Source organism: Kitasatospora sp. NPDC004289 (assembly GCF_053602875.1).
In genome coordinates this window covers 1-13,816 of sequence record NZ_JBSGEL010000050.1, presented here as the reverse complement: position 1 = coordinate 13,816, position 13,816 = coordinate 1, and the positions used below count along the sequence as shown (strand labels likewise).

The 13,816-nt window shown below is 74.5% G+C and carries 3 protein-coding genes and 1 pseudogene; all 4 read right to left on the bottom strand.

All coding sequences use genetic code 11. The features are described 5' to 3' along the window. Positions 1-4: 4 nt before the first annotated feature. Positions 5-1,222, bottom strand: a complete 1,218-nt coding sequence (locus tag ACWEPF_RS28170; RefSeq protein WP_452174737.1) for a cytochrome P450 family protein — start codon at positions 1,220-1,222, stop codon at positions 5-7. A gap of 153 nt (positions 1,223-1,375) precedes the next feature. Then, positions 1,376-11,947, bottom strand: coding sequence for a WXG100-like domain-containing protein (locus ACWEPF_RS28165; protein ID WP_452174736.1), 10,572 nt, complete (start codon positions 11,945-11,947; stop codon positions 1,376-1,378). A 6-nt stretch (positions 11,948-11,953) separates the two neighbouring features. Next, positions 11,954-12,874, bottom strand: a complete 921-nt coding sequence (locus ACWEPF_RS28160) for a hypothetical protein (protein ID WP_452174735.1) — start codon at positions 12,872-12,874, stop codon at positions 11,954-11,956. An 8-nt stretch (positions 12,875-12,882) separates the two neighbouring features. Continuing rightward, positions 12,883-13,816 (bottom strand): annotated as a pseudogene (locus ACWEPF_RS28155) (hypothetical protein); the annotation flags it as partial.

Sequence of the window (13,816 nt, the reverse complement as noted above, 5' to 3'; positions counted from 1 at the left end):
TGGATCAGGAGCGACGGTCGTACGCCACGGGCAGGCGGTCCACGCCCCGGGCCAGTACGGCGGGTATCCAGGCGAGCGCGTCGAGCTCGCCGTCCGACCGCAGCCCCTGGAGGCGGCCGGCCAGGGTGCCGAGGGCGATCTGGAGTTCGGCCCGGGCGAGGGCGGCTCCGGGGCAGAAGTGGATGCCGTGGCCGAAGGCCAGGTGCGGGTTGGGCGTCCGGTCCAGGTCGAGCCGGTCGGGGTCGGGGAAGCGCTCCGGGTCGCGGTTGGCGGCGGCGAGCGAGACGATCACCGAGTCCCCGGCGGGGACGCGGGTACCGTGCAGCTCGTCGTCGGCGGCCAGGAAGCGCCAGGTGGTCAGCTCGAACGCACTGTCGTAGCGCAGCAGTTCCTCCACCGCCCGGGGCAGCAGCTCCGGCTCGGCCCGCAGCCGGGCCAGTTGGCGGGGGTGGCGGAGCAGGGCCACCAGTGCCGTGCTGATCTGGTTGGTGACGGGCTCCTGGCCGGCCACCAGGAGCTGGAACACCATCGAGTCCAGCTCGGCCGGGGTCAGTTCACCCGCGTCGCATGCCGCCACCAGTCGCGTCAGCAGCCCGCTCTCCTCCTGCCGTCGGCAGCGGTCCACCACCTCGGCGATGTACCCCTCCAGCTCGCGCAGGCGGCGCTCGTAGGCCGGCCGGCGCGGGTCCTGCGGGCCGACCGGCTGCACCACCTTCCCCCAGTCCCGGTCGAAGCGCTCCGCCAACTCGCGCGGCAGCCCGATCACTTCGGCCAGTACCCGGAACGGGAACAGCGCCGCGAACCCGGCCACCAGGTCCGCCCCGCCCTGCTCAGGCAGCGCGTCCACCAGCCCGTCCGCGATCCGCTGGAACCTCGGCCGCAGGGCCTCAACCCGGCGGGGCGCGAAGGCCTCCCCCAGCAGCCCGCGCATCGCGGTGTGCCGGGGCGGGTCCTGGTGGAGCAGGTGCACCTGGAGGCGGGAGTGCTGCGGCTCCGGCATGATCGACGCGAGCTTCCGCCAACCCTCGTTCCCCAGACGGTGGTTCTTCCCCAACCGCCCGTCCCCGAGCGTCTCCACTGCGGCCCGGTACCCCGTCACCAGCCAGGCCGCCACCCCCGACGGGAACCGCACCGGATGCACCGGGCCGGCCGCGCGCAGCTCCCGGTACAGCGGGTACGGATCCCGCTTGAACCTCTCCCCGTACAGCGGCACCCGCTGCACCGGACACCCCGACGACGACCCCGCTGGACGTTCTCCACCCGACACGGCGCACAGGCCCTTCCCACCGACGACGGACGACCGGCGGGCCGCCCGCCAGAGCAGTCGGCCGCCGGCCGCCCGGAGTTCCCGGGCCTGGCACGTGTGTTCGGTGGGTCAGGCGCGGGGGTGGTCCGTGGTCTCGGTGATGAGGTGCTGGTGCCAGGGGGTGGGGGTGTGGGGCGTGGGGAGGAAGGTGGTGAGGAGCTGGTCGAGCTTGCCCTGGCGCCAGTCGCGGTCCTTGGCGGGGGTGGCGGCGTTGAGGGCGTTGAGGCGTTCCGCCGCGAGGGTGCCGGCGGTGTGGCGGGCGGCGGGGACGGCCTGCGCGACCTGGTTGAGGGTGGCGAAGGTGAGCGTGCCGGGGGCCGGGGTGCCGAGCGGGACGGCCGCCGGGTTGGTGCCGGAGAACGGGACGCGGGGGTCCAGGTGGCCCTGCTCGCGGAGGTTGATGAGGTCCACGAGGAGAGTGCTGCGCAGGCGTTGGAGCTCCTGGGCGACCTCGGCCCGCTTGGGGCCCCAGTTCTGGTTGAGGATGCCGGTCACGTCGGTGTCGAAGCGCTTGAGTTCGGCCTCGGCCATGCCGGTGTAGATCCGGGCCAGGTGCACCGCCTCCTGGGAGGGGGTCGGTGGGGTGAGGTCGAGGGGGCGCTGACGGACGGCGGTGACGGTGGAGGCGGCCTCGTTCGTCGGGTCGACGCTGGTCTCCTGGCTGACGACCTGCCAGCCGTCGGTGGGGCTCTTCCAGAGGAAGTTGGTGACCTCGTAGAAGGCGGACTGGGTGCCGCTCTCGTACTCCTCCGAGCCGAACCAGTCGGTGGGCTGCTGGGTGCGGCGGAAGTCCAGCGCGCTGGAGTTGTTGGTGGTGCTGGACTGGTAGTGCCAGGCCGTGAAGACGTCCGGGGTGGCCCCCGGGGTGACGGCGAGGGCGCAGCCGTTCATCACGGCGGTGAAGACGAACTCCGAGCCGGGGACGGTGGGATCGGGGTCGAGGGGCACGGGGGTCGAGCCCACGGTGTGGAGCTGTCCGCCGGGGGCGCCGGCCAGGTAGGGGATGTACGAGGCGGTCAGGTACGGCTGGTCGGCCGGGGGGTTGGCGAAGCGCTCGGCGAAGCGGGAGACGAACGGGTCGTCCGGGTGGGCCTCGACGTACTTCTCGACGGCCGGGGTGAGGATCAGCGCGTTGTTGCGGCGCGGGTCCGGGACCAGGGTGAACCAGTTGTCGGGCTGGGTGTTGGCCCAGGCCATGAACTGGCGCGCCTCCTGCTGGTCGAGTCCCGGTCGCCTGAGCTCCATCCCGAGTGCACCGTCGTAGGACAGGATGTGGTCCCGGAGGAAGTCGGCCGGGGCGTCGGTGAGTTGACGGTTCGCCTCGACCGGGTCGGGAAGGGTGAGTGGCTGCGGCGCGGCCACCGGGGGCGCGGTCTGGGGGGTCGTGTCCGAGGTGGAGTTGCCGAAGAGCGAGCTCAGGAACGGTGCGCCGAAGTCGGCCCGGAAGTTCCGGTCGGGGGTGAGACCGGGCAGGGTGGACTCGTCCGGTCCGGCGGCCGAGGCCCAGACCTTCCAGCCTGCGGTGCGTGGGTCCGGGAGCGAGCCGGGGGTGGCCTCCCAGGACTGCCGCGTGCTCGGGTCGACCCAACGGAGCGTCCCGTCCGCGCCGTTGACGAGCGCCACGGTGTGGCCGACCTCGCCCTCGCGGCCGACCAGCACGGTGGCGAAGGAGCCCGGACCGCCCCGGCCGACGTGGTCGATCAGGGAGTCCACGGCGGGTTGCCCCTCGCCGAACAGGTGCGGCAGGTCGTGGCGGCGGTTGAGCACCTGGGCGGCGTGCTGCTCCACCGCGCCGGTGTGGGTCTGTCCGGACGGGCGGGGGCGTCCGTAGTGGGTGTCGCGGTACGCCTCGACGGCTTCGAGGCAGCTCTGGAGGTCGTCGCCGAGCCGGAAGTCCGGCCCGGGGGAGACGGGTTGCCCGTGCGGGGTGATCAGGCCGAGGAGTTCGGGGGTCGGCTGCGGGAAGCGCCGGCCGTCGGTGAACTCGCGCAGCGCGGCGTGCTGTTCGGAGTCGGCCGGGCGGTAGCCGCGGTCGTGCAGGACGGCGTCGGTGTTCTCGTACGCGGGCGTGCGACGACGCTTGGCCGGGGGCTCGCCACGGTCCTGGGCGGGCGGCACGGAACGGCGGTCGGAGGCGGGCGGCGGAGGCGAGACGTGGCCGGCCACGGGCGGACGGTTCGTCGAACCGAAGCCGGAGGACGGGCCGTCGGCCTCGGACACGACCTCGGACGCCGGGGCGCGGACCGGGCCGAGCTGGAACGGGGCGGCGGGCGGCGGAGGGGAGGGCTGGTGGCCCTGGGTCGCGGTTGCGGCCTCGGTCTCGCTGTCGCTGTCGTCGTTGAGGACGAAGTCGTCGTCGAAGACGCTCGGACCGGCCTCGGCGTCGCTGTCGTCGTTGAGGACGAAGTCGTCGTCGAAGATGCTCGGGCCGTCGTGGTCGGCGGTGGCGACCGGGCCGTGCAGCGGGCTGTCGCCGCGCGGCGACTCGGGGGCGGTCGCCCAGGAGGCCTCGGAGTCGGAGTCGCTGTCGCGGGCCTCGGCCCGGGGAGCGGGCTCGCTGTCGCTGTCGTCGTTGAGGGTGAAGTCCTCATCGAAGATGCTGGGACCCTCGGCGGACGGGTGCAGTTGGAACGGCCGCTCCGGGCTCGGGGGTTGCGGAGTGGCGGCGCGCGGCGGTTCGGGGGTGGACGGGGTCGACTCCTGGCGGGGGGTCGGCACCGGGGTGGGCTCCACGACGGGGGCGGTCTCGGGTTCGACCGACGGGGGCGGGGAGCTGCGGAGGGTCTCGGTGGGCTGGTCGTTCAGGTGGACCAGGGCCACCAGCAGCTGGTTCTGCTGCCAGTCGTTCGCGCGGCCGGTGAGCTCGGAGGTGTACTGCTGGTACGGCGAGCCCTGCTGGGCAAAGCCGTTGAGCACGTCGGCGATCACCTGGGCCTGATCGCGGTCAGGGGCGGTGGACTCGGCCTGCAGGTCGGCCGCGTCCTTGAGCTCCTGGACGAAGCCGTTCTCCCGCTCGCGGATCGCGGCGGAGACCTCGGCCAGCCGCTGCCTGGCCTCCGGGACGGTGCCGAGCGGGATCCGGGAGAGGTCGTCCCCCCGCATCATCCGGCGCTCCTCGGCCGCCCGTCCCTCCGGGGAGAGGGCGCGGTCGAGCGCAGCCCGCTGATCGGGGGTCATGCCGGCCCCGAGCAGTTCGGCGAGCCGCTCGTGGTCGTCGCCGAGCCCCTCGGCGAAGGCCTCCAACTGGTCGCTCTTGAGCTCGAACGGGCGCCCCGAAGTGTCGTCGGTGGGACAGGTGTTGAGCCAGCCGTCGGCGATCTCCCGGTTGTAGACCGCCTTGCGCAGGCTGTCGTAGGCCGGGGCGAACTCGACCGCCGCGGTCCAGTCGTTGCCGGAGGCCAGTGCGTCGGTGACCTTCTGGAGCTGGTCGCGGACGGCGACCGCCGCGTGCGACCGCTCCAGGGCGTCGGCGCTCTTGGTGCCGCTCTCGGCCAGCTCGCGCAGCGCGCGCTGCTCGGCCGGGTCGGTCAGGCCGTCCGCCCGGTCCGCCAACAGGTCGGCGGCAGCGCGGAGTTCACGGACGGCCGTGTCGACCTCGGCCTTGGAGGCGTCGGGCTTCAGGGCGGCGTCCCAGGAGTCGTTGAGCCGCTCCTTGGCGTCGCCGGGCAGGTGGTCGCCGGCCCGGGAGCCGAGGTCCTGGGCGGCGGTGGAGGAGACCGCCTCGGGGTAGGGGGTCGTGCCGGTGACGGGGGAGAAGTAGGGGCGGCCGGTGAGCTGGCTGGTGCCGGTGGTGTTGGCGCCCTCCTGGACGGCGGGCAGGCTGCCGAGCTGGAAGACCTTCTCGAAGGAGTCCTGGCTGAGCGGGCCGGAGCGGAGCACCAGCACGTCGTCCGGGCCGAGGGTGTCCAGCACCTGGTTCATGCCGTCGGCGTCGAGGGTGGCGAGGTCGGCGCGCTTGAGCCAGGGGGCCTCGTACCGCGGGGCGTACGGGACGTCGTGGTTGCCGACCTGGAGCAGGACGGCCGGCTTGCCGAGCCCGGCCTGGTGGATACCCGCCGCGAGGTTGTCGGGGGCTGCCGCCTGGCGGTCCGGGGTGAGCCGGGCCAGGCCGTAGAGCGGCATCAGGTCCAGGGAGCCGGAGTTGATCCGGCCTGCCATCGACTGCAGGGCGGGGCTGTCGGGGAAGGAGTGCGGGTCGGGGGCCGGGACGTGCTGCTGGAACAGCGCGTTCTTCTTGTCGACCGTGCCCTCCAGCGGCAGCACGCCGAAGCCGCCGTCCTCGGTGCGGGAGAAGACCGCACGGGTGGACATGCCCCAGGCGTACGGCGCCAGCACCACGGCCTTGTCGGCGCCGGTGTAGTCGAGCAGCGCCTTGGAGTTGTCCCCGTCCGCGCCGATCTCGTCGCTGGCCGCGACCAGGGTGAGCCCGCCCTGCCCGACCGGGGCCGGCTGGTTGTCGCCGTGCGGGTCGAACTCGTCCGGCGCGTAGTGGACCTGGCCGCCGCCGAGGAGTTCGGCGTCGAGCATCCGGTCGAGGCGGGAGCGGACGTTGGTCGGGGCGACCAGGTCGATCTGCCCGTCGTAGCCGAGTTCGCGCAGCGAGCGGATCATGTTGACCGCCGCCGCCTGGTGGCCGGAGCCGGGGCCGGAGGCGACCACGACGGTGACCGGGGACTGCTCGGCCAGCGTCCGCGCCACCTGCTGGCGGGCCTCGACCTCCAGGTCGGTGGGCGGCACGCCTCCGCGCCGGTGGGTGATGATCTCCTTCAACTGGTCGGTGCTGCCCGGGTCCTGGGTGCCGAGCCGCCAGAGGGTGTGCTCGGGCACCTCGCGGCCGAGGTCCTTGAGCAGCTCCGGGCCGTGCTCGGCGCCGAGCAGGTCGCGGACGGCGTCCAGGTCGCCCGCGCGGACGTCCCGGATCTGCTGGGCGAGGGCGTCGGGGTCGGCGACGCCGTGGCGCGCGGCCAACTCGGCCGCCCGGTCGGCCGGATCGGGCAGGGTGCGGCCGGTGGAGGGCCAGCTGTGCTGCGGCGGCTCGCCCTCGGTGCGGGGCGCGGCGGCACGCGGGGGCGGCGACGGGAGGTCGGTGTCCTGGTCGGCGGGCACGCCGCGTTCGGCCGGATCCTGGTGCCCGGCGTCATGCGTCTGCGGCGGGAGGTCGCCGCCCTCGACCTGGGCGGTGAAGTCGCGCAGGCCCTGGTACATGTCGTTCTCGGCGTCCGTGGCGCGCACCGGGTTCGCGGGGGCGTCGTGGACGGCGGACGGGTCCGGGCCGTACAACCGCTCCAGCAGGGGGAGGAGTTCGGGCTCGTTGGCCCGCACCCAGTCCGCGCCGTTGTTGCGCGGCTGGCCGGTGTACGGGTCGGTGCCGTGGTTGGTGCCGAGGTAGGCGTTGCTGACCTGGGCGAAGTACTCGTACTCGTCGCGGGCGGCGTAGTTCTCCGCCTCGCGGCCGTCGGTGCCGCGGCGCGGGCCGTCGGACCACGGGGAGGGGCCGTCCTCACCGAACAGACGGGGGATCGCCTCGTTGTCCAGCTTGCTGTCGAAGGTGTCGCGGATCAGCTGCCGGTCCGCGTCGGTGATGCCGAACTTGTGGATGGTGTGGGCGAGTTCGTGGGTGGTGGTGGAGTAGCCGTCGGCGTAGTGCTGGTCCGGGCCGACGGAGGTGCGCTCGCCGAGCAGGTTCTCCTCGGTGACGGCGGCCCACTTGCCGCCGGAGCCGCGGACGTCGTCCCAGCCGCGGCCGCCGCCCGCCTCGCTGTCGGCCGTCCGGCCGCCGAGGTCGGCGAACGGGGCCAGGTCGGTCATCGCGGTGTCCTTGGGCACCACGACGATCCGGCTGCCCTCGGTGAGGAGCCGGGCAGCGGTGTCCGGATCCTGGAGCATCCGGGTGAGCTGCGCGGTCGCCTCGGCACGCGCGGAGGCGGGCCGGTCGGCGCCGCCGTCCACGTCCACCATCAGCTGCGCGGCGGTCCTCGCGAAGTCGCCGGGCGGCAGGGTGTCGCGCAGCGCCGAGACGAAGGCCGGGTCCTGGGCGAGGCCGCGCCGGTCCGAGGCGGGGAGCGCGGCGATCGCCGCCTCCCGGTCCCGGGGCGGGAGTTGGGGCAGGTCGCGGGTCAGGCCGGCGACGTCGGCGGGGCGGGTGACGGCGTAGTCGTCCCGGGGCGCGGCGGAGCGCGAGCCCTCCGGGGCGGGGGAGTCGAGCCCGCGGGAGGTGGCGGCGGGCGGCGGGGAGGCGTCCCGCATGCTGTCGTCGGACTTCTGGCTGTCGGCCTTCACGGGTGCGGGTTCCGGGTCCGGCGTGGTCCGCATCCGGTCCTCCGAGCCCTGGCTCTCGGAGCGGTCGTTGCCCGAGGTGTCGGTGTCGGTGGTGGTGCCGTCGGTCCGGCTGGTGCCGGACGGGCCGGCCGTGGGCTGGGCGGGATCGGGCGTCGGCGGCGGGTTGAAGTGTTCGCCGAGGAGGCGACGACCGTCCACGAAGGAGGTGTGGTCGCTGCTCTTGTAGCCGTACTGGGTCGGGTTGTAGCTGGAGTCCTCGTAGTGCTCGGCCAGGGCCTTGAGCACGTTCCGGGCCTCGGTCGGGGTCAGCTTCTTGGGACGGCCGAGGAGGTCGCCGAGCTGCTTCTCGATGTCGGCGCGCTTCTTGTCCTTCGCGCCGTCGACGGGGGCGGGGACCTTGTCCTTGAAGTCGTCCAACTTCTGCGCGAACTGCTGCTGTTCGGCCTTCCGGCTCTCGACCAGGGCCTGGACGAAGGCCTGCTGATCGGGCGTGCCACCGTGGGCCAACTGACCGGTTTCCAGAGACGGGTAGAGCACCTCGGCCACGTACGGGCGGCTCTGCCAGAGTCCGCTCTGCTTGTCGTTGATGTGGCCCTTGGACTTGTCGGCGGTGATGTCCAGCCAGCCGAGCTCCTGCTTGACGCCACCCTCGGTCTTGACGATCACCAGGTCGGGGCGGGTCGAGCCGTGCGTCACCTGGGTCTCGATGGTGTAGCCGGCGTCCAGCTTGACGTCGTCCTTGATCATCTGAGTGACCATCGACTCGACCGCGTAGCCGAACTGCCGGGGCAGCAGCTTCTCGATCCGCTGGCGGTCCTCGGTCGAGGTCGCGGGGTCCGCCCACTTGGTGTAGCTGTCGGTCCAACGCTCGGTGTGGCCGTCGAGGTTGGGCACCGAATCGGGGTTGGCCAGGGCCACTGCGGCGGCCTTCTCCACCTGGGCGTCGATGGCCTCGGCGAGCTTGACCACCACGGCGCGGTCCGCCTGGTTGAGCGTGCTGCCGTCGATGGTGACGGCGAGCACGCCGAAGCTCGGCGCGTCGCCGTCGAAGACCGAGGGGTCGGCGCGCGGGGTGACCGAGTCGCCGTCGGTGTCCGAGGTGGCGGCCCAGACGTGCTTGTCGCCGCCGGCCCAGTCCCCGGGCAGGGAGCCCGGCCGGGCCTCGCGGACCTCGCCGGTGCTCGGGTCGGCCCAGCGCAGCGTGCCGTCCGCGCCGTGAACCAGCGCCACCACGTGGCCGGTGGTGCCGGGGCCGTCGGAGAACAGGACGGTGGAGAAGCTGCCGGGCCCGGCCTTGCGGACCTGGTCGATCACCGTGTCCACGCCGTGCTGCCCGGTGCCGAGCGGCACGGGGGTGCCGTGACGCTTGGTCAGCGTCCAGGCGGAGTTGTTCTCCGGGACGGAGGCGTGCGGCAGGCCGGAGGGGCGCGGGTTGCCGTAGTGGGTGTCGCGGAGCGCCTCGACCGCCTCCAGGCAGCTGAAGAGGTCGCCGCCGTCCATGGTGGCGGTGTGCGGGTTGACGTGATCGAGCAGCTCGGGGGTCAGGTCCGGGTGTGGGGTGGAGCCGTGCTGGTTCAGGTGGTCCGCGAGGGCCTGGTACTGCTCCCGGGTGGCCGGCTCGTAGCCGCGGTCGCGGAGCGGGCCGGCGGTGTTCTCGTACGCGGGCGTGCGCTGCCGCTTCGGCCCCTCGGGACGGCCCTGGGGCAGGGCGTCGTCCTCGCGGCCGCGCTTGGTGCCGCGCGGCTCGGGGGCGGGGGTCGGCGTCGTGTCGGTGGCGGGGCGGGGGGTGAACCGGGGCCCGTCGGTGGGGCGTTGGTCCTGCGGACGGTCGGTGCGGGGTGCGGTGTCCCGGCCCGGGCCGGACGGTCGGCCCACCGGGCCGAGGCCGCCACGGTTGGGTGTGGGCGCGGGCGCGGGCGCGGGCGTGGGCGTGCCGGCGGCCGGGGGCGGCGGGGAGACATGGGACGCCGGCGGGACCTGGGCGGGGGGCTGCTGCTGTGGGGCGGCCGGGTCGGTGGACGGCGGCAGGAAGGTGTCCGAACGGTCCGCGGTGGGCGTCGCCGACGGGCGCGGGGCGGTGATCGGGCCGCCCGCGATGCGGGTGCCCTCGGGCAAGGGGGTGTGCGGAGCGGTGCCGTCCGGGGTGGCGTCGCCGCGCGCGGGAGCCACGGGCGCGGGGGACGCGACCGGCTCCGGGCGGGGCTGGGCGTGCGGCTGCGGCTGGGCCTCCGGCTGGGGCTGGGCCTGCTGCTGACGCGGCGTCGGGTCCGGAGTCTCGGCGGCGTGCGGCTGGGCCTCCGGCCGGGGCTGGGGGTCCTGCTGCGGGCGGGGCGTCGGCTCCGGGGCCGTGGTGTGCGGCTGCGGCTGCGGCTGCGGGTCGGCCTGGGCCTGGGGCTGCTGCTGACGCGGCGTCGGGTCGGACTCCGGGCGCGGCTGCGCCTGCGGCACGGTGTTCGGCTCGGAGTCGGCCCGGACGGGGGTGGGGCGGGCCTCGGCCTCGGGGCGGGACGGCGGGGCCTCGTGCGTTGCGGGCTGCTGACGGACCGGGTCGGAAGGGTCTGCCTGCTGGTGCGGCACGGTCGGCTCGGGCCGGACGGCGGCCGGGGTCTCGATCGGGGTCTCGGTCGGCCGGGGCCGGCTGACCGGGGTCTCCTGGGTGTGCTCGGCGGGCGGGGCCTGGTGCGGGACGGAGTTCTCCGGACGGGCCGCCGGAGGGGTGTCCTGCTGCGGGCGGACGGTTTCGGCGACCGGCGTGTGGTCGACCGGCGGGCGGAAGGTCGGCTCCGGGCGGGCGGAGGTGGCCTCGGGCTCGGGACGGACCGTCGCCGCGGGCGCGTCGGCCTGACGCGGAGTCGGCGAGGCCTCGCCCTGCGGCGCGCGGTCGGGCGCGGGGGTGTGCTGTGGGGCGGGGTCGGCGGCCCGGGGGGCCGGCTCGGCCTGACGGGGCGTCGGGTCCGGGTGAGCCGTGGCCGCCGAGGTGTCGGCGCGGGGCGGGGTCGGGGCCGGTGCGTCGGTGTGCGCGGTGGCGGACTGCGGTCGCGTGGCGCCGCCGTTGTCGGGGGTGGGGCTGTGGTTGGACGGACCGGAGGGCGTACCGCCGGAGGGGGTGGAGTCACCACCGCGCGAGGCGGCGCCCGCACCACCGGAGTGGGAGCCGACCGAGGCCGAACCACCTGTGCTGGTGGGTGTGTTGGTGTCGTGGGAGCCGGAACCACCCCGGTCCGAGCCGAACGGCGAGAGGGTGCGGCCGCCGCCGGTGGACGAGCCCGCGGTGCCGCCGGTGTCCGTGGCGGCGCCGCTCGGGCCGCGGTACGCCTCGGCGCCGCCGGTCGAGCCGGTCCCGTCCGCGCTGCCGTGCGTGCCGGCCGAACCGGACGAGGAGGAACCGCCGCCGGGCCGTCCGCCGAAGGTCGGCGGGGCGTCGGCACCGGGCAGGGTGCCGCCGGTCGGGACGTTCGGGATGTCGCCGCCGCCGAACTTGCCCTTGAGTGCCGAAGCCCCGTGCTGGAGACCGACGTTGGAGCCGCCGCTCAGGCCGGAGCCGAGCAGGCTGCCGCCGTCCACCGTCCCGGTGGTGGCGAGTTGGGCCGCGACGTCCCCGCCGACGCCGGAGACCGCGCCGCTGGCCATCTTGCCGCCGACGCTGTTCGCCGCGTTGCCGAACCCGGCCTTGCCGGCGCCCGCGCCGATGCCCTTGCCGATCATGCCACCGGCGGCACCGCCGACCGCGCCACCGATGGCGCTCTGGCCGAGCTCCTTGGTGTCCAGGCCCTTGCGGTTGCCCTCGGCGATCTGGATGGTCTGCGCGAGCAGGTTGATGGCGACTTCCTGGGCGGCCTCCTTGGCCGCGAACTCCAGGGCCTCCTTGAGCAGCTTCTTGAGGATCTGCTGGACCACGACGCGGCTGACCGCGACCGCCGCCGGGATGGTGGCCAGCGAGGCCCCGGCGGTGAACGGGGCGGAGGCCTCGGCGGTCGCGATCTCGAAGGCCAGGATGCCCAGTTGGGCGACGATCTGGATCTTGGCTGACTCGGTCGAGTTGGCCATGTTGTCCAGCATCTCGGCCATGCCCTCGCAGGACTTGACCATGCTGGGGAAGAACCCGGGATCCTCCTCCGTGCCCTTGCCCACCGAGAACTTGGCCCAGTGCGTGGACAGCCCCTCGGCCGCCTTGCCCTGTTGGCCGTCGAGCGCCCGCTTGATGGTCGAGTCCACCGACGTGCCGACGTCCGCCAGGGTCTTCCCGGCTTCGCGCCAACGGTCGGCCATCTCGCGCATCAAGTCCTCCTCGCCTTCCGGCCAGCGGGTGCCGGCCAGCAGGAGAAGGACCCACTGAAGGGGTTCGGGCAGCTCAACCGCCATGTTCTATCAGGGCCTTCCGGTGTGGTGGGGACGTCCCTTGGCGATGTCCCGCATGGCGAGGTCGGGGTGGAACAGGGCGGTCTCGGGCAGCTCGGCCTCCATCGAGGTGAGGCCGGTCTTCAGGCCCTCCTCGGCGTTGTCGTAGCTCTCGGCCATCACCTTGAGGCCGTCCGCGATGTACTTGAGGGCGGCGGGCAGGTTGCCCAACCCGGTCAACACCTTGCCGCTGTAGGTGAGGTAGCCCTTCTCGCCGTTGGCGAACTTCTCGCCCGAGTCGTCGTTGCCCCACGGGGCGCGGGCGCTCATCCCCGACATGTAGGCGGTCAACCCTCGGGTCAGCTCGGTGAGTTGGTCCGATGCCGAAAGCACCGGGCCCGCCGCCGCGCGGTACTTCTCGGGGTCGACGTTGAAACCCTGCCCGGCATCGGGCCCGCCGGACGGAGCGGCGGACTGTGCCACCCGCTTGACCTGCTCGGCAGGCTGGGCGGCGACCCGGGCCCGCAGGGGCTCGGCCGCCTGCATCGGCTCCAGCGGTGCCAGCCGGTCCGTGGCGTGCGTCGGCTCCAGCGGCGTCAACCGGTCCGTGGCCCGCAGGGGCTCGGTGACCCGGGTGGGCTCGGCCATCTGCATGGGTTCCAACCGGGCAGTGGTCTGCACCGGTTCGGCCATCTGCATGGGTTCCAACCGGGCGGTGGCCTGCACGGGCTCGGCCATCTGCATGGGTTCCAACCGGGCGGTGGCCTGCACGGGCTCGGCCATCTGCATGGGTTCCAACCGGGCGGTGGCCTGCACGGGTTCGGCCATCTGCATCGGCTGGAGCCGCGCCTGGAGGGGCTCGGCGGGCTGGACGGCATCCGCCGCGACCCGGGCGGCCACCGGTTCGGTGGCCGCCACCGCCTCGGTGCGCCTCAGTTCCTGTTCTTCCATATCGCTCCTCAGCGTCCCTGGCCGGTGGCCGCGCCGGACGCGCCGGCCGGGGCGGCGGGTGTCTCACCGCTGCCCTCGGGGAAGCCCCCCGAGGTGGCGAGCCGGGCGAGTGCCGCCCGCATGAACGGCGTCGGCACCTGGAAGCCGCCCTCCTCGCGGAGCGGTGGCGGACCGTCAGCCGGAGCGGCGGGCGCCGCTGCTGCCGCCGGTTCGAGGGTGGGCGCGTCCTCGTCGGTGCGACCGCGCCGCTCGGCCACCGACCGGGCACGCTCCAGGTACGCGTCGTCGGAGGAACCCGTGGCGCCGGCTGCGGGCGTGGCCGTGGTCTCGCCGCCCGAGGCCGAGGCCGAGCCCGAACCCGAGCTCGAACCGCCCGACTCCGACGTCGCGTTGAGCGTGGCCGCAGCCTCCGGCCCCAGCACGGCGGCGCTCAGCTGGCTCATGAAGTCGCCACCCGCCGCCGGAACCTCCTGCCCGACGCTCGCCACGGCGGTGTGCACGGGCTCGGGGGCCGGGGCCATGCCCGACTCCTCGACCCAGCGCTGCCGCATCCGCTGCCAGTGCCGGTCCTGCGGGTCGTGGTGGACGGCCTGGCCGAGGATCCCGGCATCGCGCAGCGCCACCGGCTCCTCCTCGTCCTCCTCCACGCCGAAGCGGGTCGGTCGGACGAATCGCGAGCCGGACTTGCCCGCGCCGGAACCACCGTGCCCGGCCCCCATCCCGGGCATGCCGGGCATGCCGCCACCGGCCATGCCGCGCGCGGACGTTCCGGCCGCGCCGGCCGCGCCGGACGCACCGACGCCGCCCGCACCGAGGCCGGTGCCGGAGGTGCCGCCGATGCCGCGGCCGCCGACGCCGCCCGCGGCACCCCGACCGCTCAGTCCCGCAGCACCCCGACCGACACCAGGTGCGAGCGCCCGCCCATCGCGAAGCTGAGCCTCA

Coding starts and splice junctions, on each gene's coding strand:
- ACWEPF_RS28165 (WP_452174736.1), bottom strand. CDS start 11,947: ATGGCGGTTGAGCTGCCCGAACCCCTTCAGTGGGTCCTTCTCCTGCTG.
- ACWEPF_RS28160 (WP_452174735.1), bottom strand. CDS start 12,874: ATGGAAGAACAGGAACTGAGGCGCACCGAGGCGGTGGCGGCCACCGAA.